The following is a 20,382-nucleotide window of genomic DNA, read 5'->3' as shown; positions in this document are numbered from 1 at the left end:
ATGAGCAACCCCCAGGGCCTGGCCCGTCGGCTGGGTACCTTCGACGCGGTCGTGATCGGATTGGGCTCGATGATCGGCGCCGGCGTGTTCGCCGCCTTCACTCCTGCCGCTTCCGCCGCAGGATCAGGGTTGCTGATCGGGCTCGTCATCGCGTCGACTGTGGCATTCTGCAACGCGACGTCCTCCGCCCAGCTCGCCGCCGCGTACCCGACGTCGGGCGGAAGCTACATTTACGGCCGTGAACGGCTGGGACCCTGGGCCGGATACCTGGCCGGTTGGGGATTCGTCATCGGCAAGACCGCCAGCGCGGCGGCCATGGCCATGACATTCGCCGCCTACGCAGCCCCTCCCGGGTGGGAACGTCCCGTGGCCATCGCCGCCGTCGTCGTCCTCGCCGCGGTGAACTATCACGGGGTGACCCGCACGGCTGGCCTGACCCGCATTCTGGTTCTCGCAGTGCTGGCGGCCCTCGCCGTCGGGGTGGCAGCGTGTTGGGGCGGCTCTGCCCCGTCTCCGGCCAACATCCCCGGGGACGGACTGCTTGCGCACGGCTGGTACGGGATCCTCCAATCCGCAGGGTTGCTGTTCTTCGCCTTCGCAGGCTACGCGAGGATCGCCACGATGGGAGAGGAAGTCCGGGACCCCCGCCGGGCGATTCCGCGTGCCATCGGGATCGCCTTGGGCATCGCCGTCGTCATTTACGCCATCATCGCCGTGACTCTCCTTGCCGCGCTCGGCCCGGACGGTGTGGCTGCCACCCCGACGCCGCTCGCTGCCGCGGTCGGAGCCGGGACCTTAGCCTGGGCCGTCCCGGCGGTCCGCGCGGGAGCCGCCGTCGCCTCCCTCGGTGCACTGTTGGCCCTCATCGCGGGCTTGGGCCGGACCACCCTGGCAATGGCCAGGCACCACGACCTGCCGCACTGGCTCGCCGCCGTCCACCCCCGGTACCGTGTCCCGCACCGGGCCGAGGTCACTCTCGCCGTCGTGATCTGCGTGATCGTCGCGTTCGCCGACTTGCGCGGCGCGATCGGTTTCTCCTCGTTCGGCGTCCTCATCTACTACCTGGTCGCCAATATTGCGGCGTATACCCAACCGGCCGAAGACCGCCGATACCCCAAAGCGCTCCAGGTGTTCGGAGCCCTGGCCTGTGTGGTCCTCGTGAGCACGCTCCCGCCGCTATCGGCGGCCGTGGGCGTCCTCATGTTCGCGGCAGGCATCCTCCTGCGCGTCGCGAGGCTCAAGCGATAGCGTCATGGGTTGGCGCAGGGCCAGCAGGAAGTTCCTTCGGCAGCGTTCGCCGCGACGGCCGCCCGGCCAGGACAATGACTACCAGCGCCAAGACCGTGAGTGCGGCGCAAGCCGCGAAGATGCCCTGGTAGCCGAGCGCCGTCGTCGATCCCAAGGCGATGATGGGGCCCGAGACGATAGCGCCGACGCGCCGCGTGTTGGTGTAGAGCCCGGAAGCCAGGCCGGGACGGGGAATCAGCCGCTGGAACAACGTCAACCCCACGCCCGCCACAATCCCGAAGAACCAGGCATTCAGGACCTGGAGCGCAATCAGGGTGGCGGGGTTGGAGACAAAGGCCATGCCCGCGTAGTAGGCGATCCCGGCCACGCATCCGGAGGCGATGAGCGCCCGGCTGGAGTAGCGGCGCGCCAGCCGCCCGATCAGGAAGAGCGCAGGTATCTCAAGCGCGGCCGACACGCCAAGCGCGATGCCCGCCCAGATGACATCCACACCGAGCCCTTGGGTCACGAACAGGCTCATGATGGACACAGCGGCGCTGTTGGTGGCCTGCAAGGCGACAAAGGCGAAGACGACGGCAGCGACCCCGAATTTCGAGAACGGGTGCCCATCCTCTTCGGCATGGGCCTTGGGACGATTCTCGTCGGAGGCAGCGCGCCGTCGGGAAATCATGGCAGCAGTCGTGGTGACGTTGAGGACGGCCACCACACCAAGCGCGAGCAGGATGGCCCGATTGCCCAGCGCGCCCATGATGAATGTCGCGAGGGGCGGTCCCGCGACCCAGGCGAAAGAGACAATCGCGCGGGTGTTCATCACGTCGCTCATTCCGGCGCCTGAGTGCCTGAGGTGGGCGAACAAGAGCGAGCTTCCGACCCCTGCCGGGCCGCCAAGGACTATCAAGCCCACGACGGCGAGCGGCAGCGAAGTGCTCATGGCCAGGAGGGTGGACAGCGCCAGGGTCAGGACGCCACAGGCCAGCATGGGGCGCAAGTAGTCGTTTGCACGGTCGGCATACGCCGGCACAAGAAGGGAAGCGACGAAGCCGCTGGCATTGTAGACCGCGAGGACCCACCCCACCTCGGCCGGGGTGGCGTTGAAGAGCGCCACCAGCAGGAGTGCCAGCGCGGGGTTGAGAAACGCGAACTGGAACCCCCACAACAGCGCCGCAGACGGGACGAGCAATCGCTTCATGCTTCCATTCGGGTTATCCACGCCCTCAACCCTAGAAGCCTTCCCGGCCGTGAGGGAGGCCCTGCCGGTACCTGTATCGGCAGGTCTTCCGGCTGGTCAAGACGGATTTTGGCCGCGGGCCCGAGAGGATCCGGCCGGCGGCGGGGCTCTGACAAAACCCGAATCAGGGGTGGACGGCGGAGGTCGCACAGAGCAGGATTGAGCCATGAGCATCCATGAGGCACTTCTGAAGCAGGCCAGCGTAACCGCCACGGAAGCCACGCTCGTGGCGAAGTTCGAGATCGAGGGCAACATCCCTGGTTCCGGCGCCTATGTCGTAGGCCTGGTCGCGGCGACTCCGGACTATTCCTCTCAGCGAAGACTGGGTATCGAGTTCATGAACGGGGAGGCGATCGCCTTCTTCTCCTTTAACCACGACCAAAGCGCCGAAGAGAACTACGACCTGAAGGGTGTTGAGCACTCGGGGAACACTATTACCGGCCATTTCCCCCTCTCGGCGATCAACGGCCTTGGCAAGGGACATGTGATGACGGCCTTCAGTGAAGCCGACGGCCGTGAGTTCCAGTCCGGCGTCACCGTCGAAGAGTCGCTCTAGGACCGCGCGCCCAAATCCATGACCGATTCGCCCTTGCGTGTCATGTGACACATGCGCGCGAAGGAATAGTGCCTGCCGGGTTACCGTTGATGCGAGTAGTTCAAAACAACGACGGCAGGAGAATCCGTGGACTTCACCCCCGAATCCGGCACCATCACTATGTTCTCGACCACTTGGTGCGGTTATTGCAACCGCCTGAAGAAGCAGCTGGACGCCAAGGGCATCGGCTACAACGAGATCAACATCGAAGAGGTCGAGGGCACTGCCGAACTCGTGGAGAAGCTGAACGGCGGGAACCAGACCGTCCCCACGGTCCTCTTCCCGGACGGAACCGCGGCCACCAACCCGTCCGCAGCCGAGGTCGAAGCGCGCCTCGCCGCCTGAACCTCCAGAGCTGGGTTATCCGGGCTGAGTTATCCCGGTGGTGCGGCTGGTTCCAGGCGCACCACCACGGACTTGGACGCAGGAGTGTTGCTGCCCTCGGCGGTCGAATCCAGCGGTACAAGGACGTTTGCCTCCGGGTAATAGGCAGTCACGCAACCGCGGGCCGTGGGGTACGCGATCAACCGCAGCTGGCGCAGGACCCTGTCCACGCCGTCGTCGGCTTCGCTGTGGACGTCCACATAGCCGCCGTCGGCAAGGCCCAGGTCAGCCAGGTCGTCGCTGTGCGCAAAGAGCACCATGCGGCCCTTCTTCACGCCGCGGTAGCGGTCGTTCATGCTGTAGGTGGTCGTGTTGAACTGATCGTGGGAGCGCACCGTCTGGAGCAGCAGGCGCCCCTCCGGGACATGGATGGTCTCAAGGTCGTTGACAGTGAACATCGCTTTCCCGGTGGCGGTGGGAAACTTCCGCTCGTCCCGGGGGTCGTGGGGCAGGACGAAACCGTCACGGCTCCGGGCTTTCTTATTGAAGTCCTCGAAGCCAGGCACCACGTGGGAGATGTGTTCGCGCACTGAGTCGTAGTTCGCTTCGAAACTTCGCCAGTCCACAGGGACTTTGTCGCCGAGTACCGTGGCGGCCATGCGGCATACGATCGCCACTTCGGACAAGACTTTGTCCGAAATCGGCTCCAGCCTTCCCGCCGAGCGGTGAACCGCGCAGACGGTGTCCTCGACGGTGACGAACTGCTCTCCGCCGGCCTGGCGGTCTATTTCCGTACGGCCGATGGTCGGCAGGATCATCGCTTGCTCCCCCACCACGGCGTGGGAACGGTTGAGCTTCGTGGAGATCTGGACTGACAATCGGGTCTTGCGGACGGCCGCCTCGGCAGCAGTGGTGTCAGACATTGCGTGCACGAGGTTTCCACCGAGCGCTACGAGCACCTTGATCCTGCCGTCCCGCATGCCGCGGATGCTGTCCACGGAATCGACGCCGGGGTGCCGCGGCGGGTCGAAGCCGAATTCCTGCTGCAGGGCGTTGAGGAATGGTTCGGGCATCTTCTCCCAAATGCCCATGGTGCGGTCGCCCTGGACGTTGCTGTGCCCACGGATCGGCGACGGTCCGGCGCCGGGTTTGCCGATGTTTCCACGGAGCAACAGCAGGTTGACGATCTCCTTGATGGTGGACACGGCCTTCTTGTGCTGGGTCAGGCCCATCGCCCAGGTGATGATGACTTTCTCCGCACGCAGGTAGCGGGATGCGAGCTCGTCGATTTCCTCGGTCCTTAGGCCCGTCGCGGCAAGGACGTCCTTCTCGTCCAGCTCGTCGATGTGGGCTTGGAACTCTTCGAGTCCTTGGCAGTGCTCCTCGATGAACGCATGATCGAGTACCGCCCCCGGCGCTGCCTTCTCCGCGTCCAGAACCCGCTTGGAGACTGCCTGAAGCAACGCCATGTCTCCTGCGAGGCGGATCTGCAGGAACTGGTCCGCCAAGTCCGTTCCTTTGCCCACCAGCCCACGGGGACGTTGCGGGTTCTTGAAGTTGATGAGTCCGGCTTCGGGGAGCGGGTTCACCGCCACAATGCTGGCACCAGCGAGTTTTGCCTCCTCCAACGCGGTGAGCATCCGGGGGTGGCAGGTCCCCGGGTTTTGGCCCATGATGATGATCAAATCCGCCTTGGCGAAGTCCGTGTAGCTGACGGCGGACTTTCCGACGCCGAGCGTCTCACCGAGGGCAAGCCCCGTGGACTCGTGGCACATGTTCGAGCAATCGGGCAGGTTGTTGGTTCCGAACGCCCGGACGAAGAGCTGGTAGACAAACGCGGCTTCGTTGCTCGTCCGCCCGCTCGTGTAAAAGGTCGCTTCGTCAGGCGATTCCAGGGCGTTCAGCTCACGGGCCACAATCCGGAACGCATTGTCCCAACTGATGGAACGGTAGTGGCTGGAACCCGCGGGTTTGTAGACGGGTTCAACGAGCCTGCCCTGCTGTCCCAGCCAGTATTCCGAGCGCTGGGCGAGGGATTCGACGTCGTTCTCGTCCCAGAAACCGGACGGAACCTTGAGCGGATCAGCCTCCCACCCGACGGCCTTCGCACCGTTCTCACAGAACTCGGCCAGCTTCCGCTCGGGAGGATCCGGCCAGGCGCAACTCATGCAGTCGAAGCCGTCCTTCTGGTTCATGGCCAGCAAGGACTTCCAAGTGCGGGACGGCCCCATCTGGCTCACCGCACGCGGCAAGGAGTCCACCAGGCTGGGCAAACCCGCGGCCGATCGCTTCGGCGGTCCAACGGTGAGGTCCGCATCGGAATCGTGAACAACCGATGGCTTCTTGTCCATTGTTCTACCTCGGTCCACTTGCTTGTGGCCTCAAGCGTAGTCCTGGCAGTATTCGTCTACAACGCCGTGCTGGTGCTCGTCACGGGGAGCAGGCTCTGGAAATCGCCGTCGACGAGTTCGGCATATTCCGCGTAAGCCGCGACGACGGCTCCCTCCACCGTGGGTACGTCCAGCTGCGGCAAGAGGTCGTTGGCCGCCCCGGCAGTGGCTGGGTCCCACTCGAGTCCGAGGGCGCCATAGCTGGCAGTGAGGACTTCGCGGATGGGCGCCGAGTTCTCGACGACGATCACCGAACTGAACAGCCATCCCCCGGAGACAACCCTCTGGGCGGTCCCGACCAGCTTGATCTGGTGCGTTGGAAAATCGGGGTCCAGGCCGTGGACGCTGAACTCGCCCGGGCAGTACTCCCCGGGGATCTCCCCGACGGCGGCCTGCACCCCGACGCGGCGGAGCGCACCCGCGAGTATCTCGCCAAAGAAGGAGAATCGGGCCTTCGCCCCGGCAATCGCGTCGGCGTGAGGCTCCACATGGTCGATCACCAGGGTGCCCCGGTGGTATGCCGCGGCACGCCCGCCCGCCTTGCGGATCAATGGTTCGAAACCCAGGTTCCGGCAGGCCTCGGACGCGCCCTGGAATCCCGGCAGCTTGGCATCGCGTTGCCCGAACGCCACCGTAGGCCGGGGCCTGTACATTCGGAGCGTCGGGCCGAGCAGCCCTCTGCGGGCACGGTTGAGGAGTTCGATCCCGAAGTCCAGGTCATCGGCGACTCCGAGGGATTCTTCCTGGCGCACTACCGTCAGCGTGCGCTGTGTCCGGGCGAGGTCCTCAACCATCAGCTCTTCCTCAGCGTGAGGATCTGCTCCGCGCGGCCGAAAGGGCCACTGATGTCGTGAAGCACGGTGGATGTGAGGCCGATGCCGTCGTTTCCGAAGGAGACCATATTGTCCAGGCCCAGCCATTCGCCCGCAGGTTCGCGGTACATGTGGATCTGCAGGTCAAGGTTGGGGAAGATGTAGCTGTTCTTTCCGGGTGAAACGCGCGCGGCAATACCGTTGGCTGTGTCCACGAGTCCGACCAGCCGCGCGAGATCGCGGCTGTCCGCAGCATCGGTGAGCGGATGCTCCGTGCGGATCCAGACTTTGCCGGAGCCTGCCCGGTGTCCTTCCGCTATCCGCATTTCGAGCGACCGGATGTAGCCACCCGGCCATACGCTCGCGCCGTCCCACGGCTTGCATTCGTCCGGGGCCGGCATTTCAACGTCTTCTATGGCGGCGACGGCACTCGTGTCGCTGGTCGCCATGCGCCAGGCGGTGGCACGGATAGCCACGCGTCCTGCCGCCGAGAGTTCCGCCTGGATCAATTCAATCGTCCTGCCGGGGCGGACCGTGGCCGTGGTGATGTCGAATTCGCCGCCGGGGATCAATCCGAGGATTTCGTAGCTGAGGCGGGCCATCCGGACGTCGTCGCGCGGCTCGTGGCGGAGCAGGGCATCAGCCAGGATGCCCGATGCAGGCGCCATGTGCTGCTCGTGCGGATTCCACGCCCCCTGGGCGTGGATGGTTGAGCGGAAGCGCCCATTCCCGAGCGATTCGTAGTAGAAGTCGCCTTCCGCAAGGTCCGGAAGCTCAATACTCAACGCCTGCCCTTTCGCCGGTCCGGTAATGGAACTCAGACCACTGTATCTTCTGGCGCCACAGCCGTCCGACGCCGACGCCGCATGACCAGGCAGACCGCCAATCCGGCAAGGATGAGGAACAGGAGCACGGCGGCAAATGGGGAGGCCGCCATGACGGCGAGCCACGCAACTATCGCCGCGAGGCCGATGGTCGCGTAGACGAGGGCCCAGATACCGGAGCCTACTATCGCCGCAGGGAGATACCGGCTGAGTGGCATTCTCGCAGCCCCCGCGGCCAGGTTCACGGCGGTTTGGAGTCCGATAGTCAGGAAGGTCAGCACGACCGCGTAGGGACCAAAGCGCTGAATCATGGCCTGCGCTTTGCTTGCTTTGGGGCGATGCAAGGCGCGTGCGAACCGCGTGCGTTCCATTCCGGCCGCTGCGCCGCGGCCGATCCAGTATGTCGCGTTGACCCGGACCATCACGACGGCGAAGAGCGCCGCAAGCGCCACTTCAAAGGGCAGGTCGAGGATCTGGTCCACGCGCGCCCTCCCCGGTCTCCTTCACAGCTAAGTCTTACCTTAGCTCACGACGAAAGACGGCCGGGCGGGCGGCTACGAGCTGCCGCCTGTGCGATCGATCGTGAAATCACCACCCGGATACAGGATGGTCTCGTGGCCATCGTCAAAACGGACGAAATACGGCGGCGCACCATTTGCGCCGCGGACTTCAATGATCTCGCCGTGCCGGTCGGACGCGCCGACCGTCCTGCCATGAATGATGATCCGATCTCCCTGGGCTGCTTCCACAGGAACCACCTCCCAGCATTCAGATTACGAGTGTTGGGCCGTCGTGGGAACAGGGTGCAGGCGGCCCACCCAGCCGGCTGAGCGGTGGCACGTCCCAGCTCCTAGATTGTCAGCCCTCTCCCGTACGTTCGACGAAATGGTCGCCGAACCGGTCGCCATGCGCCCACGTCGCCCAACCGCCTAAGAAGCCCAACCGCCTAAGAAGAGGACAGCCAGTGCGAAGCCAAGAACTGAAACCGGAACAGACCACGACGGCGGCGGAAGCCGCGGCGTCGTTCGCTGCTCCCCCGGCGCGCACCTCCATGCCGGACTGGTACCCCGAGCTGCTTGCCAGTGTCTCCAAGGAAGTCGGCACGGGACGTTCACGGGCCATTTCCGCGGCGAACAAGGCGCTGCTTGCTTCCTATTGGTCCATCGGCAGGCAATTGGCGCAGCGGGAATCGGAGCAAGGCTGGGGCTCGAAAGTCGTCACCCGCCTGTCGGCAGACATACAAACCCGGTTTCCTGGATCCAAGGGATTCTCGCCAAGGAACCTCCGCTACATGAAGACTTTCGCCCAGGCTTGGCCGGAGTTCCCAATGTTGCAAGTGCCGCTTGCAACATTGCCCTGGTACCACCAGATCGCGCTGCTTGAGAAGCTCGACGACGCCGCGACCCGCCTCTGGTACGCGGCGGCCGCCGTCGAACACGGATGGTCGCGCAACGTCCTTGCCCATCAGATCGAAACGCGCCTCCATGAGCGCTCCGGGCAAGCAATAACCAACTTCAGCACCACCATGATGCCGGCGGACTCGGACCTAGCCCAACAAGCTACCAGGGACCCGTATGTGTTCGACTTCGTCGCCATGACAGACCGCCGCAACGAGCGGGAACTGGAGCTTCAACTCGTCCAACATGTGGAGAAGTTCCTCCTGGAACTGGGCCAAGGCTTCGCCTTTGTCGGCGAGCAGGTCCGGCTGGAAATCAACGGCGACGAGTTCTTCGCCGATCTCCTCTTCTATCACTTGAAGCTCCGCTGCTACGTAGTGATCGAGCTTAAGGCGGTGAAGTTCGAGCCCGGGTTTGTCGGCCAGCTAGGCATGTACATGTCGGCCGTGGACGATCTCCTGGCGCATCCCGATGACAAGCCAACCATCGGCCTCCTGCTCTGCAAGGAGAAGAACAACGTGGTGGCCGAGTACGCCTTGCGGGGAATCAACCTGCCGATCGGTGTCTCGGAATGGCAGAGCAAAATCATCGAATCACTGCCAGAGGAACTCGCCTCGAGCCTTCCAAGCATCGAACTCCTCGAGGCCGAACTGGCCGATGAACGGGCGAACGTCGCGTCCAAGGGACGCGCGCCTGCCGTGGAGGCTCAACCCAATCCGTGAACAGTGGCCCCGGCGCTGGGGCAACGAGCTCAAGCTACTGGCGGTTCAAGGGACTGGCGGCTCAAGGGACTGGCGAGGGGAACTGCAGCTCAGGCCGTCGCTTGGCAACGTCGTTGAGAACGGTGGAGACCGCTTCCCTGACCACCTCCGCTTCGGCGCCCATTTCCCGAGCGGCGTCCAGCGCCATGGTGGCGTGGCGCACAAACGCTTCCCAGCCGCCTCCACCGCCACGGAGCGCCCGCAGGGGCGACATCAGGGCAGCGCGGCATAGCCACTCGTCATGCTCCCGCACCCATCGATCCATCACGCTTCCAGCCCGCGCCTTGGCTTGCCCTTCCAGTCCGGCGATCAAAGGTCCGATCACGTCCACCGCGAGCGGATCTACGAGTTCACGCAGCCTTCCCTCGCGGACAAAACCCTCAAGGCGCGTCAGATCGGTATTCGTCAGCAGATGGACCTTGGACTGCAGAAGGACGATTGCCGCGAGCCGGCGTTCGAAAACGGGAACCTCCCACAATTCCGAACTCAAGGCAGTGACCTCGTCATGTTCGAGTCCCGGGTGGCGGCGGAGGGCATCGCGGACTGTCCCACGGATAGCGCCGATCGACGATCCGTAATGCTGGAGCCCGTTTCCCAGCCGTGCCTGGGCCTGCTCTGCACGGATCCACGAGCCTTCACGGCGCAAGGCCTCATCGATGAACTCGCCGGCGTCACTCATCCGAACATTCTTTCGCAATACTGTCCGTTCAGACGTACTCGCCGAACCAGGCCAGCATGTCCTGCCAGGCGGCTGTCGCCTGCGTTTCGTTGTACCGCTCGCCGGTGTCGTTGTGGAAGGCATGGTCGACGCCGGGATAGACAGTGAGCTGGTGGCGGACGTCGGTGGCTGCGAGCGCATCCCGAAGTGCCGGCATTGCGCCGGTGATGCGCTGGTCGAGTTCGGCATAGACGCCCAAGACGGCAGGTTTGATGGATGGGACTTTATCCAGGTCGGGGGCCGGTCCGTAGAAGGCCGCTGTGGCTTTCAACCTGGGTATCTCGGTGGCGGATTGCCAGGTGATGCCGCCGCCAAAACAATAGCCGTTCATGGCGATCCGCTCGCCATCCACGAAATCCAGTGATCGGAGGTAATCGAAGGCCGCGGAAAAGTCGGAAACATGGCGCTCAGCTCCCGCCCGTGTCAGCGCCCCGGGCACGGCGTCGGGATCCATGCCCGGTGTGCCTCCCTCCCGGCTCAGGAGATCCGGCGCCAAAGCAACGTACCCGGCCTTGGCGAAACGGCGGGCCACGTCCTGGATGTGCGGGGTCAGTCCGCGGTTCTCGTGGCAGACAAGGACCGCGGGTCCCGCACCGGCCCCGTCGGTCCTCGCAAGGTAGGCGCTGATCCCGGTTCCGCCGGAGGGGAACCGGACGGTGGCCGTCACGAGGCCGGACGCGCCCTCAGGTACGGAAAGCGGGCTCTTCGCCCCCGGTACTGGCCCGGAAGCCGCCGTCGTTGCGGGCCGGGCGGCCGAGGCCTCGGGGCTTGGCATGGGATCGGTGCCTAGCGGAACCTCATCCGGAGTGCATCCGAGCTGCAGCATCGTCGAGGAGGCGGCAGCCATGCTCCCGGTGATAAATGCGAGCCGGCGAATGAAGGCTCGCTGCGACATGTCTCCCGAGCGGTAGTCGTCGAAGAATTCCTCGACCAGGTACTTTTCAAATTTCCCGAGCTGGATCATGGAAGGCCTCCTGAGTCTGCCGCATATCCTCCTCCCACGACCGTTACCGGGCAAGGGCGCCCTGGATGATGGGCGTAGCCGCCAAGTAATGAGACACTCGGTTCCATGCGTGAATTCGTGGTTCTCGGCACCGCCTCCCAGGTCCCGACCAGGACCCGCAACCACAACGGATACGTGCTCCTTTGGGATGGCGAGGGCCTGCTCTTCGATCCTGGCGAAGGTACCCAGAGGCAGATGATCCAAGCCGGCGTCTCGGCCAGCCAGATCACGCGGATCTGTATTACCCATGTCCACGGCGACCATTGCTTCGGGCTGCCGGGCGTGCTTTCGCGCATGGCCCTGGACCGGGTGGAGCATCCGATCCACCTGCACTATCCTGCATCCGGTGAGGACATGGTCCGCGCCCTCGTCGCTGTCGCGTCGCCCGGCGTCGACCTTCGGCTTCATCCGCACGGTGGTCCCGGTCCCATCGCCGAAGGGGTCGAGGTGCGCTCGCTGCTCCATCGGATCGAGACCTACGGCTATAGGGTTGTGGAGCCCGAGGGCCGCAGCCTCCTGCCGGAGCGGCTTGCGGCGGCCGGGATTACCGGATCCGATATCAGCCTCCTGCAACGGGACGGGAGCCTGGGCGGTGTGCGCCTGGAAGACGTGAGCGTGCCGAGGCCCGCGCAGAGCTTCGCCTTCGTGATGGACACGGCGCCGTGTGACGGCGCTGGGGAACTCGCCAACGGTGTGGACCTTCTTGTGGCTGAGTCCACTTTCAGCGACGACGACGGCGACCTCGCCGCGCAGTACCGCCACCTCACCGCCGGGCAGGCCGGGGCATTGGCTGCCACCGCCGAAGCGGGCATGCTCATCCTGACCCATTTCTCGTCGCGCTATCCCGACGTCGGACTGCTCGCGGAGCAAGCCCGGGCGCGGTCCGGCGGGGCCTCCGTCATGGCCGCGAACGACCTCGACCGGGTTCCCTTCCCGAAACGGCAGCGGTGGTTGTAGGCTTGTCATCCATTCAGCTCTGGGGGCCGAAATGACAAACGAAATGCGGCCGCTGGATCAGTTCGGCTTTTTTGACGGCCTGGTCGAGGCCGTACCGGACGCCTTGCTGGTGATCGACGCAGACGGTCAGGTCACGTTCGGCAATGCCTATTCAGAGCAGCTCTTCGGTTATTCGCGTAGCGAACTGCTGGGCAAGCATTATGAGGTGCTGCTTCCGGCGCGGTTCGAGGGCCAAGGCGGCGCCATCCGGGACCTCTTTGCCCGTGATCCGGGAATACGCCGGGCCGGGACTGACCTGAAACTGTTCGGCCGCCACCGCGACGGCGCCGAGTTTCCCATTGAGGTCAGCTTTGCTCCCCTCGGCGTCGGACCGGCCATGCAGCTCGTTGCCTCTATCCGCGAAGTAAGTGACCGCGTCCGCGTTGATGCCGAACTCCGCGATGCCCTCTCCCTTCTCAGCGCTACCCTTGAGTCCACGGCCGATGGCATCCTGGTTGTCGCGGCGGACGGGACTATCGCGGGGGCGAACGAGCGCTTTGCCGAGTTGTGGGGCATCCCCGCGGATCTCCTGGAGTCGCACGACGACGGCCGGCTGTTGGCTTTCGTCCTCGACCAGCTCACGGATCCCGACGGGTTCATAGGCAAGGTCCAGGAACTGTACGCCGATCCGGGGGCGGAGAGCCTGGACATGTTGGAATTCCGTGACGGGCGGACGTTTGAACGGTATTCCCGGCCCCAACAGGTCGGGGATGAGATCGTGGGACGGGTCTGGAGTTTCCGCGACGTCACTTCCCGTCAGCGCGCACAGGACCAGGCGCGGGAGGCACTCGCCCAAGTGGAGGGCCTGGCCGCAATTGTTGAGTCTTCGGCCGACGCGATCATCGGCATGACCCCCGCGGGCGTCATCACCAGCTGGAACCCTGGGGCGGAGAAACTGTACGGATACACTGCCGCTGAAGCGACCGGGCAGAGCGTACAGCTCCTCATTCCGGACTACCTCCAAGCCGAGGACGAGGTGTTCACCGCCGTCCAGAATGGTGGCCAGGCCCGTAGCTTCGAGACGGACCGGATGCGCAAGGACGGGTCCATCGTGCCTGTGTCCCTCACGGTCTCCCCGATCCGCGGCGACCACGGAGTCACCGGAATTGCGAGCATCGGGCAGGACATTACCGCCCGGCGTGCCGCCGAAGCGGACCTGTTGGCAGCCAGGGAGGCCGCCCTGGAATCGAGCAGGTTGAAGTCCGAGTTCCTCGCGACGATGAGCCATGAGATCCGCACCCCCATGAACGGGGTCATCGGCTTGACAACGCTGTTGTTGGACACGCCGCTGGATGAAACGCAACGCAAGTACGCCGAAGGGGTCCAGACCGCTGCCGGAGCTCTATTGACCCTGATTAACGACATCCTGGACTTCTCGAAGTTGGAAGCGGGGAAGATCGACCTGGACATCACGCCCTTCGATCCGCAGGACGTGATGGAGGAAGTGGCGTCTCTCCTGGCCGAAGCAGCCCAGGGCAAAGGCTTGGAACTCATCGCGTACTGCCACCCCGATGTTCCCGCGCAATTGGCCGGTGATGCCGGCCGGATCCGGCAGATCCTGTTGAACCTGGCTTCGAACGCCGTAAAATTCACCGCGTCCGGTGAAGTTGCCATCCGGGTAACCATCGCAGACAAAGACGCAAGAACAGCGCTTGTTCGATTCGAAGTCAGCGATACCGGCATTGGTATCGACGCCGCGGATCACCTGCGCTTGTTCGATTCGTTCTCCCAAGCAGATGCATCCACCACGCGTCGGTACGGTGGAACCGGGCTGGGGTTGGCCATCTGCCGGCGCCTGACGGAAGTGATGGGCGGGGACATCGGCTTGACCAGTACCCCTGGTGAGGGAAGCACGTTCTGGTTCTCCCTCCGATTGCCGCTCGCCAAGGAACCCGGGCGGGTTCCCGCCCGCACTGTCCCTGGCCCACTGGCGGGTCTGCGCGTGTTGGTGGTCGACGATAATGCCACCAACAGGTTGGTGTTGGAATCGCAATTGAACACATGGGGGCTGCGACCGGACCCGGTTGCCGACGCGCGTACGGCGCTCGACCGGTCACGGAAGGCAGCCGCCGCAGGGAAACCCTTCGACATTGCCGTGCTCGACATGTGCATGCCGGACATGGACGGCCTCGAGCTTGCCCACGAGCTCTCGAAGGACCCAGGCTTGCGGGGCATCCGCCTTATGATGCTGACCTCCGCGTCCCAGGTATCCAAGCCCGATATGGCCGGCGCGGGAATCAGCGAATGGCTCACGAAACCCGTACGCGGTTCGGAACTCTACGACCGGCTTCTGCGGCTGGCAGCGGGCAATGCGGCGACCGGACCGGCGTCCGCACTTGCACGGCCACCGAGGCCGGACAGGCCCTCCAAAGGTAGGATCCTCGTGGTGGAGGACAACGCGGTGAACCAGCTCGTCGCCTGCGAAATGGTTGCCAAGCTGGGCTACGAAGCCGAGGTCGCTGCCGATGGCGCCGAGGCCGTCTCCGCCATCGCCGCCCGCTCCTATGCGGCTGTGCTCATGGATTGCCACATGCCCGTCATGGACGGCTTCGAGGCCACCAGGAGCATCCGGGTGCAGGAGAACGGCTCTGTCCGCCTGCCCATCATCGCCATGACCGCAGGAGCCCAGGACGAAGACCGCGAGCGCTGCCTCGCAGCCGGCATGGATGATTACCTCAGCAAACCAGTCGATCTGGCCGGCCTGGAAGAAGCCCTCAATCGGTGGGTTCCCCGTGCGGTCCCTTCATCGGGCCTTTGATCACGGGGTGCTTACGTAGGATTCTCCGCGTGTTCGGCAGCCCGTGCCTGGAAAACGAGTAGGCGGCACTCGTGCCTCCGGGCCGGGAAAGATGTTGAATTAATACAGGAACACATCCGCGGCTTGAAACAGACCAGCCGGCCCTCCGGGACCGGCGCTGGACGGGGCCGACGGCGGGAGTGCCCCTGGAGCCCGGGGCTCGGGGCGCTCTACCCCAGACGCCGCCGGCCCCCCGGGTGCCCAAGGGAACGCCCTTCGCCACATCGGGTTTGTGCGCCGTCTGTTCTTTTTCCGTGCCGGCCGGAGCACAATTGAGAAATGTTGGACCGTGGGCGGTGCGGCATGAAAACCTCTCCCGCTGTCCCGGCCCTCCTTTCATCAGCCTCTTGTGAAAGGACACCGAGATGTTCCAGCCAAGCAAACGACTCACAGCGTTGGGTTCTGCACTCGTGCTGTTTCTGGCAATGTCCGCGGTGGCGTCGTGTTCCGGGCCAAGCGGTACGCCTTCCCCGGCCACGTCGAACGGGCCCCTGACAGGGCCGACGTCGGGATCTGCCCCGCCGACTGCTACCCCGACGGCGACCACGGACGCCGCAGAGTTCTGCGGGGCCGGGTCCGCCATCCACTACGACCGCTCGGCCTTCCAGCCGGCGCCGAGGATTGACAACAAGTGGTTTCCACTGAAGCCCGGCATGCAGTACACGACCAAGGGCATGGTGAAGAGTGCCGACGGCACCACCGAGCGCACGGTGGTCCACTCAGTGACCGGACTGACAAAAGTGATTGACGGCGTGAAGACCCTCGTGATGTGGGACCGTGACTACTACGACGGGCAGCTCGTGGAATCCGAGCTGGCCTTCTTTGCCCAGACGGAAAAGGGAGCTGTCTGGCTCTTCGGGGAGTACCCGGAAGAGTACGAGAACGGCACTTTCACCGGCGCGCCCCGCACTTTCATTCACGGCATTTCCAAGGCCCAGGCAGGGATCGCCATGCAGGATCAGCCGGTGACCGGTACCCCGGGGTACGTCCAAGCCCACGCACCCGATGTGGGCTTCCTGGATTGTGGAACTGTCTTCAAGCAGCATGAGCGGGTATGCGTACCGGCCGCGTGCTACGACGATGTGTTGACCGTTGATGAGTACAATCCGCTGGAACCGTCCGTTGGCCACCAGCAAAAACTCTATTCAGCGGGCACGGGGCTGGTGAAAGTGACAGCGGTTGGCGGCGCGGACCAGGAGTCGTTGGACCTCATCAAAGCGGAGGCGCTCGCGGACTCCGCCCTGACTGAGATCAATCGGCAAGCGTTGGAATTGGACGGGCACGCCTACCAGGTCAGTGCGAGTGTTTACGGAACGACCCCCCGCGCCGAGGTTGCGACACCGGGCTCCAGCGGCTAGTTCTTGCGTATACCACTATCACTTGTGAATGGACGAAAAATTCCCTGTCATTATCCTGAGAATCCTTGCATTGAGCGTTGACCCAAGGTTCGGCCGGGGCTCATGATTGACGTACACGTCTGGGGGCGCTTTGGCACTGTTCCAAGGAGCGGCGTGGTGGACAGGTACCGGGGATCTAACATTTTCAGCGGGCACTCACCGGACATCGATTCTGGGGTGTCTCCTCCCCGCTACGGCTTCTCCACCTTCACACCCAAGGAGCCGGGTGACCGGCCATGATGGGCACGGTCCTCCGGTGGGTACTCCAGTTCCGGTTTCTGGTCCTGGCCGTGGCGGTGGGGATCCTGGGTTTCGGCTTCACGAGCCTGCCGGGCATGGCAGTGGATGCCTTCCCGGAGTTCGCACCTCCACAGGTCGAAATCCAGACTGAGGCCCTGGGGCTCTCCGCCGCGGAGGTTGAACAACTGATCACCTCCCCCATGGAGGCAGACCTGTTGAACGGTGTGGCGTGGGTGGAAGCCATTCATTCCAAATCCGTCCCCGGCCTGTCATCAATCCAGATGGTGTTCAAGCCGGGGACCGACCTTTTCCGGGCCCGCCAGCTTGTGTCTGAGCGTTTGACCCAAGCACGCGCCTTGCCGAACGTGTCTGCCGCACCCGTCCTGATGCAGCCCCTCTCATCGACGAGCCGGGTCATGATGATCCGGCTGACCTCCAAAGAGATGTCGGCCATAGACATGTCTGTTCTGGCCCGCTGGACCTTGAAGCCCGGACTCCTGGCGGTGCCCGGCGTCGCGAACGTGGCTATCTGGGGCCTCCGCGACCAGCAGCTGCAGGTCCTGGTCGATCCTGGGGAACTTGAGGCCAAGGGCGTGACGCTGGACGAAGTCATTACCACCACCGGCAATGCCGTCTGGGTGTCGCCTTTGAGCTACCTTGAGGCGTCCACACCCGGTACCGGCGGCTTCCTGGAGACGGGCCACCAGCGGCTTGGAGTGCAGCACGTCCTGCCAATCACCACGCCAGAGGATCTGGGCCAAGTCAGTCTGGAAGGGCCGGCCGGAAAGCTGGTGTTGGGCGATGTTGCACACGTCGTGACCGATCACCAGCCGCTGATCGGGGATGCACTCTCCGGCAAGGATGCCGAACTGCTCCTGGTCATCGAAAAGTTCCCGGAGACGAACACAAGGGATGTGACCCGGGGCATCGATGATGCGCTCCACGCTCTCCAGCCAGGCTTGTCCGGTGTCACTATCGACACCACCGTCTACCGGCAGGCAGCGTTCATCGAAGAAGAGGTAGGCACGCTTGGTGTCGCACTGCTTGTCTCGCTCGTGTTGACAGCCACCATGTTTGGCGCGTTCTTCCGCTCCTGGCGCACCGCCGTCATCAGCCTGATCACGATTCCGGTCTCCCTGACGGCGGCGGCCTTGGTGCTGTACCTACGAGGCACCGGGATGAACACCATGGTCCTCGCCGGCATGGTCCTGGCCTTGGCCGTCATCGTCGGAGACGTCGCCGAGGACCTCTATGGCGCAGTCCGAACTGGCAGGGCACGCGTCGCGTCCGACGTCGGGTCCGGCGCCGCGTCCGGCGCGTCCGGCGTCGGGACCGCGCAATTGAGTGACACCTTGGTGACGGCGTCCCTGCGCGCAGTGCGAACGCCGATTCTCTATTCCCTGCTCATCATGGCGTTGTCTGTGCTCCCCGTGTTCTTCATGCCGGGCGAGGACGGAGCGCTCTTCGGCCCGCTGCTCCTTTCCTACCTGCTCACCTTGGCTGTCGCGATGATCGTGGCTCTAACGGTAACCGCGGCGCTGGTCTTCGTCCTGCCCGTCGGCCGGACCACCGCACGCGAAGAACGCACCCTGAGCCGGGTCCACACCGGGTACGGCCGTGCGTTGTCCGGGACAGCGGGAAAGGGCCGGTGGGTACTCGCGGGCGCCGCAGCCTTCGCCCTCGCCGGACTTGCCCTCGCCCCCCAGTTAGCCAGCGGCCGTCCGACAGTGCCTGTCCTGCCGGACAAGACCCTCGTGGTGCAGTGGAGTGCGATCGCTGGCACCTCAGACCAGGAAATGACGCGGATCACTGATGCGGCCGCCCAGGAGCTCCGGACACTCCCGGGCGTGGTCAATGTGGGGGGACACATCGGGCGCGCCATCACCTCGGACCAGGTGGGCGACATCAGCGCCGGGGAGCTTTGGGTGACAGTTTCCGCGGAGGCCTCCTACCGCGACACGGCGGCGGCCGTCCAGCACGTGGTGAACGGGTACCCGGGGCTGACCAGCAAAGTATCCACGTACCCGCAACAGAGGATCGAGCAGATCCAACAGGCCGCCGACCCCGGGTTTACCGTCCGGGTTTACGGCCTGGATATGGCCACCCTCCGTCAGAAGGCAGAGGAGGTGCGGCAAATCCTGGCCCGGACCGACGGCGTCGTCAATCCCCATGTCGACGCGCCCACCCAACAACCGATCGTCGAGGTCCAGGTTGACCTGACCGCGGCCCAGAAAGCGGGCGTCATACCCGGCGATGTCAGGCGCGCCGCCGCAGCGTTGCTGCAGGGAATCGAAGTCGGCAACATATACCAGCAACAAAAAGTCTTCTCGGTGATCGTCAAAGGAACTCCGTCCACCAGGAACAGCCTTACCAGCGTCCGCGAGCTGCTGATCGATACCCCCGGCGGAGGTCACGTACGCCTCGGCGACGTTGCACAGGTCAACATGGTCGGGAACGAGGCGGTCATCCTGCACGATGACACATCGCGCCGGATCGATGTGAAGGCTGATATTCAAGGGCGCGCCCTCAACGACGTTCAGCAGGACATCGAGAAGGGCCTCCAGCAACTGCAGTTCCCGCTCTCGTACCATGCGGAAATCCTCACCAAGTACGCAGAACAGCAGAACAGCGCCCGGTGGCTGTGGCGGCTGGCAGCGGTCGCCGGGGCCGGAATCCTGGTGCTTCTCCAGACGGCGCTGGGAAGCTGGCGACTGGGTGCGACGGTCTTCCTGGGCTTGATTGCCGCGCTCTCGGGCGGAGTGCTCGCTGCGCAGATGACGGGCGGAATCAACTCCTTGGTCTCGCTTCCTGCATTCTCGGCCCTCCTGGGCATTGCCGCACGTGGATCCATCCTGTTCATTCGGCACGCCCGAAGCTTGGGGTCCGAGGACAGTCCTGCCTTTGGCCCCGCGCTCGTGATCCGAAGCGCGCGGGACCGGTTGATGCCCGTGCTGATGTCGGCCCTGATAACGGCTCTTGGCCTGCTGCCGCTCGTGCTCATGGGTGGCGTGGTCGGAACGGAAATCATCCAACCGCTCGTCATCATCATTTGGGGCGGGCTGCTAACCACGACCCTTTTCCTGCTATTTGTCTTGCCCGCGCTGTTGCTTGGATTCGGACCGGAACCGGCGCCCAGGACCGCACCCCGGAACGATCCGCTGCTCCGGGCACAGAGCGAGGACGCACCATGAAGAAGTTAGCTTCGCGGCAGGGCCGCAGCACGAAAGTCCTGATCGCCCTGGTGGTCGCCGCTTTGCTGACGCTTTCACTGCCGGCCTGCTCCCAGCCGCAAGCCGAAGCCGTGCCTGCCGCTGACGCCCCTGCCACCGTGGAGGAAGTCCCGGGGACGGACCTGCACCGCGTCACCCTGACGGAACGCGCCGTCGAACGTCTGGGGCTAAAGACCGGGACGGCGTCGTCGGGTCCGCAGGGGAAGCTGACCGTCCCCTACGGGGCGATCCTGTACGACAGCCAGGGCAGGACCTGGGTCTACACGAATCCGGAGCTCCGCGTGTATGTCCGCCAGTCGGTAAGTATCGAGCGAATCGCCGGCGAAGCCGCATTGCTGAAGGAGGGTCCGCCGATCGGCACGGTGGTGGTCACGCTAGGGGCCGAGGAATTGTTCGGCGAGGAATTCGATACGGCCCACTGA

General features: G+C 64.5%; 17 protein-coding genes. 9 read left to right on the top strand and 8 right to left on the bottom strand.

Annotation, left to right across the window (positions count from 1 at the left end):
• Positions 1 to 1,248 carry an APC family permease gene (locus tag AC1DJB_RS08980; protein ID WP_476910148.1) on the top strand — a complete coding sequence of 416 codons (1,248 nt, stop codon included), beginning with the start codon at positions 1 to 3 and terminating at the stop codon, positions 1,246 to 1,248.
• Here the strand turns inward: AC1DJB_RS08980 and AC1DJB_RS08975 are convergent.
• Positions 1,238 to 2,437, bottom strand: coding sequence for an MFS transporter (locus tag AC1DJB_RS08975; protein WP_441438072.1), 1,200 nt, complete (start codon positions 2,435 to 2,437; stop codon positions 1,238 to 1,240). The two genes, AC1DJB_RS08980 and AC1DJB_RS08975, sit on opposite strands and share 11 nt — an antisense overlap.
• A gap of 205 nt (positions 2,438 to 2,642) precedes the next feature.
• Between AC1DJB_RS08975 and AC1DJB_RS08970 the strand changes: the two genes are divergently transcribed.
• Together AC1DJB_RS08970 and AC1DJB_RS08965 are read left to right on the top strand one after the other, a co-directional pair.
• Complete coding sequence (locus tag AC1DJB_RS08970) at positions 2,643 to 3,032, top strand: hypothetical protein (RefSeq protein ID WP_059389318.1); 390 nt, start codon at positions 2,643 to 2,645, stop codon at positions 3,030 to 3,032.
• Between the two features lie 126 nt (positions 3,033 to 3,158).
• Complete coding sequence (locus tag AC1DJB_RS08965) at positions 3,159 to 3,416, top strand: mycoredoxin (RefSeq protein WP_059389319.1); 258 nt, start codon at positions 3,159 to 3,161, stop codon at positions 3,414 to 3,416.
• A gap of 29 nt (positions 3,417 to 3,445) precedes the next feature.
• On the opposite strand, the gene AC1DJB_RS08960 is transcribed toward AC1DJB_RS08965, so the two are convergent.
• The 5 genes from AC1DJB_RS08960 to AC1DJB_RS08940 form a co-directional block, all read right to left on the bottom strand.
• A complete protein-coding gene (locus tag AC1DJB_RS08960) occupies positions 3,446 to 5,746 on the bottom strand; it encodes an FdhF/YdeP family oxidoreductase (RefSeq protein WP_441438073.1) in 2,301 nt (766 codons plus the stop codon).
• Between the two features lie 56 nt (positions 5,747 to 5,802).
• The gene (locus AC1DJB_RS08955; RefSeq protein ID WP_441438074.1) at positions 5,803 to 6,579 is read right to left on the bottom strand and encodes a lipoate--protein ligase family protein; all 777 of its coding nucleotides are present in this window, start codon (positions 6,577 to 6,579) and stop codon (positions 5,803 to 5,805) included.
• Entirely contained in the window at positions 6,579 to 7,382 is an 804-nt protein-coding gene (locus AC1DJB_RS08950; protein WP_059389321.1) for a thioesterase family protein, read from the bottom strand. The genes AC1DJB_RS08955 and AC1DJB_RS08950 overlap by 1 nt, the downstream gene beginning before the upstream one ends.
• A gap of 32 nt (positions 7,383 to 7,414) precedes the next feature.
• Positions 7,415 to 7,903 carry a DedA family protein gene (locus AC1DJB_RS08945; protein WP_476910147.1) on the bottom strand — a complete coding sequence of 163 codons (489 nt, stop codon included), beginning with the start codon at positions 7,901 to 7,903 and terminating at the stop codon, positions 7,415 to 7,417.
• Positions 7,904 to 7,975: 72 nt separating this feature from the next.
• Entirely contained in the window at positions 7,976 to 8,170 is a 195-nt protein-coding gene (locus tag AC1DJB_RS08940) for a DUF1918 domain-containing protein (RefSeq protein WP_059389323.1), read from the bottom strand.
• Between the two features lie 215 nt (positions 8,171 to 8,385).
• Here AC1DJB_RS08940 and AC1DJB_RS08935 point away from each other — a divergent pair, with 215 nt between their 5' ends.
• Positions 8,386 to 9,540 carry a PDDEXK nuclease domain-containing protein gene (locus AC1DJB_RS08935; protein ID WP_306959526.1) on the top strand — a complete coding sequence of 385 codons (1,155 nt, stop codon included), beginning with the start codon at positions 8,386 to 8,388 and terminating at the stop codon, positions 9,538 to 9,540.
• A 61-nt stretch (positions 9,541 to 9,601) separates the two neighbouring features.
• Here the strand turns inward: AC1DJB_RS08935 and AC1DJB_RS08930 are convergent, their stop codons facing one another.
• Together AC1DJB_RS08930 and AC1DJB_RS08925 are read right to left on the bottom strand one after the other, a co-directional pair.
• Positions 9,602 to 10,258, bottom strand: coding sequence for a DNA alkylation repair protein (locus AC1DJB_RS08930; RefSeq protein WP_441438076.1), 657 nt, complete (start codon positions 10,256 to 10,258; stop codon positions 9,602 to 9,604).
• A 28-nt stretch (positions 10,259 to 10,286) separates the two neighbouring features.
• Positions 10,287 to 11,261, bottom strand: coding sequence for a dienelactone hydrolase family protein (locus AC1DJB_RS08925; protein WP_441438077.1), 975 nt, complete (start codon positions 11,259 to 11,261; stop codon positions 10,287 to 10,289).
• 105 nt (positions 11,262 to 11,366) lie between these two features.
• Here AC1DJB_RS08925 and AC1DJB_RS08920 point away from each other — a divergent pair, with 105 nt between their 5' ends.
• The 5 genes from AC1DJB_RS08920 to AC1DJB_RS08900 all read left to right on the top strand — a co-directional run bounded on the left by AC1DJB_RS08920 (position 11,367) and on the right by AC1DJB_RS08900 (position 20,382).
• Positions 11,367 to 12,257: a ribonuclease Z gene (locus AC1DJB_RS08920; RefSeq protein WP_441438078.1), complete on the top strand. Its 891-nt coding sequence runs from the start codon at positions 11,367 to 11,369 to the stop codon at positions 12,255 to 12,257.
• 31 nt (positions 12,258 to 12,288) lie between these two features.
• Positions 12,289 to 15,054, top strand: a complete 2,766-nt coding sequence (locus AC1DJB_RS08915; RefSeq protein ID WP_476910146.1) for a PAS domain S-box protein — start codon at positions 12,289 to 12,291, stop codon at positions 15,052 to 15,054.
• Between the two features lie 404 nt (positions 15,055 to 15,458).
• Entirely contained in the window at positions 15,459 to 16,451 is a 993-nt protein-coding gene (locus tag AC1DJB_RS08910) for a hypothetical protein (RefSeq protein WP_284988270.1), read from the top strand.
• A 275-nt stretch (positions 16,452 to 16,726) separates the two neighbouring features.
• Positions 16,727 to 19,921 (top strand): efflux RND transporter permease subunit, encoded by a 3,195-nt coding sequence (locus AC1DJB_RS08905; RefSeq protein WP_441438081.1) that lies wholly within the window; start codon positions 16,727 to 16,729, stop codon positions 19,919 to 19,921.
• The gene (locus AC1DJB_RS08900; RefSeq protein WP_306959515.1) at positions 19,918 to 20,382 is read left to right on the top strand and encodes a hypothetical protein; all 465 of its coding nucleotides are present in this window, start codon (positions 19,918 to 19,920) and stop codon (positions 20,380 to 20,382) included. Before AC1DJB_RS08905 ends, AC1DJB_RS08900 begins: the two co-directional genes overlap by 4 nt.

This window comes from Arthrobacter sp. 01T428 (assembly GCF_056398685.1).
The sequence above is the reverse complement of the archived record's forward strand: the minus strand, read 5'-3'. Positions and strand labels throughout refer to the sequence as shown.

What these genes read in the sequence shown, in the direction of transcription:
- AC1DJB_RS08980 (WP_476910148.1), top strand. Translation starts at nt 1, where the DNA reads ATGAGCAACCCCCAGGGCCTGGCCCGTCGGCTGGGTACCTTCGACGCG.
- AC1DJB_RS08975 (WP_441438072.1), bottom strand. Translation starts at nt 2,437, where the DNA reads ATGAAGCGATTGCTCGTCCCGTCTGCGGCGCTGTTGTGGGGGTTCCAG.
- AC1DJB_RS08970 (WP_059389318.1), top strand. Translation starts at nt 2,643, where the DNA reads ATGAGCATCCATGAGGCACTTCTGAAGCAGGCCAGCGTAACCGCCACG.
- AC1DJB_RS08960 (WP_441438073.1), bottom strand. Translation starts at nt 5,746, where the DNA reads ATGGACAAGAAGCCATCGGTTGTTCACGATTCCGATGCGGACCTCACC.
- AC1DJB_RS08955 (WP_441438074.1), bottom strand. Translation starts at nt 6,579, where the DNA reads ATGGTTGAGGACCTCGCCCGGACACAGCGCACGCTGACGGTAGTGCGC.
- AC1DJB_RS08930 (WP_441438076.1), bottom strand. Translation starts at nt 10,258, where the DNA reads ATGAGTGACGCCGGCGAGTTCATCGATGAGGCCTTGCGCCGTGAAGGC.
- AC1DJB_RS08925 (WP_441438077.1), bottom strand. Translation starts at nt 11,261, where the DNA reads ATGATCCAGCTCGGGAAATTTGAAAAGTACCTGGTCGAGGAATTCTTC.
- AC1DJB_RS08920 (WP_441438078.1), top strand. Translation starts at nt 11,367, where the DNA reads ATGCGTGAATTCGTGGTTCTCGGCACCGCCTCCCAGGTCCCGACCAGG.
- AC1DJB_RS08915 (WP_476910146.1), top strand. Translation starts at nt 12,289, where the DNA reads ATGACAAACGAAATGCGGCCGCTGGATCAGTTCGGCTTTTTTGACGGC.
- AC1DJB_RS08910 (WP_284988270.1), top strand. Translation starts at nt 15,459, where the DNA reads ATGTTCCAGCCAAGCAAACGACTCACAGCGTTGGGTTCTGCACTCGTG.
- AC1DJB_RS08905 (WP_441438081.1), top strand. Translation starts at nt 16,727, where the DNA reads ATGATGGGCACGGTCCTCCGGTGGGTACTCCAGTTCCGGTTTCTGGTC.
- AC1DJB_RS08900 (WP_306959515.1), top strand. Translation starts at nt 19,918, where the DNA reads ATGAAGAAGTTAGCTTCGCGGCAGGGCCGCAGCACGAAAGTCCTGATC.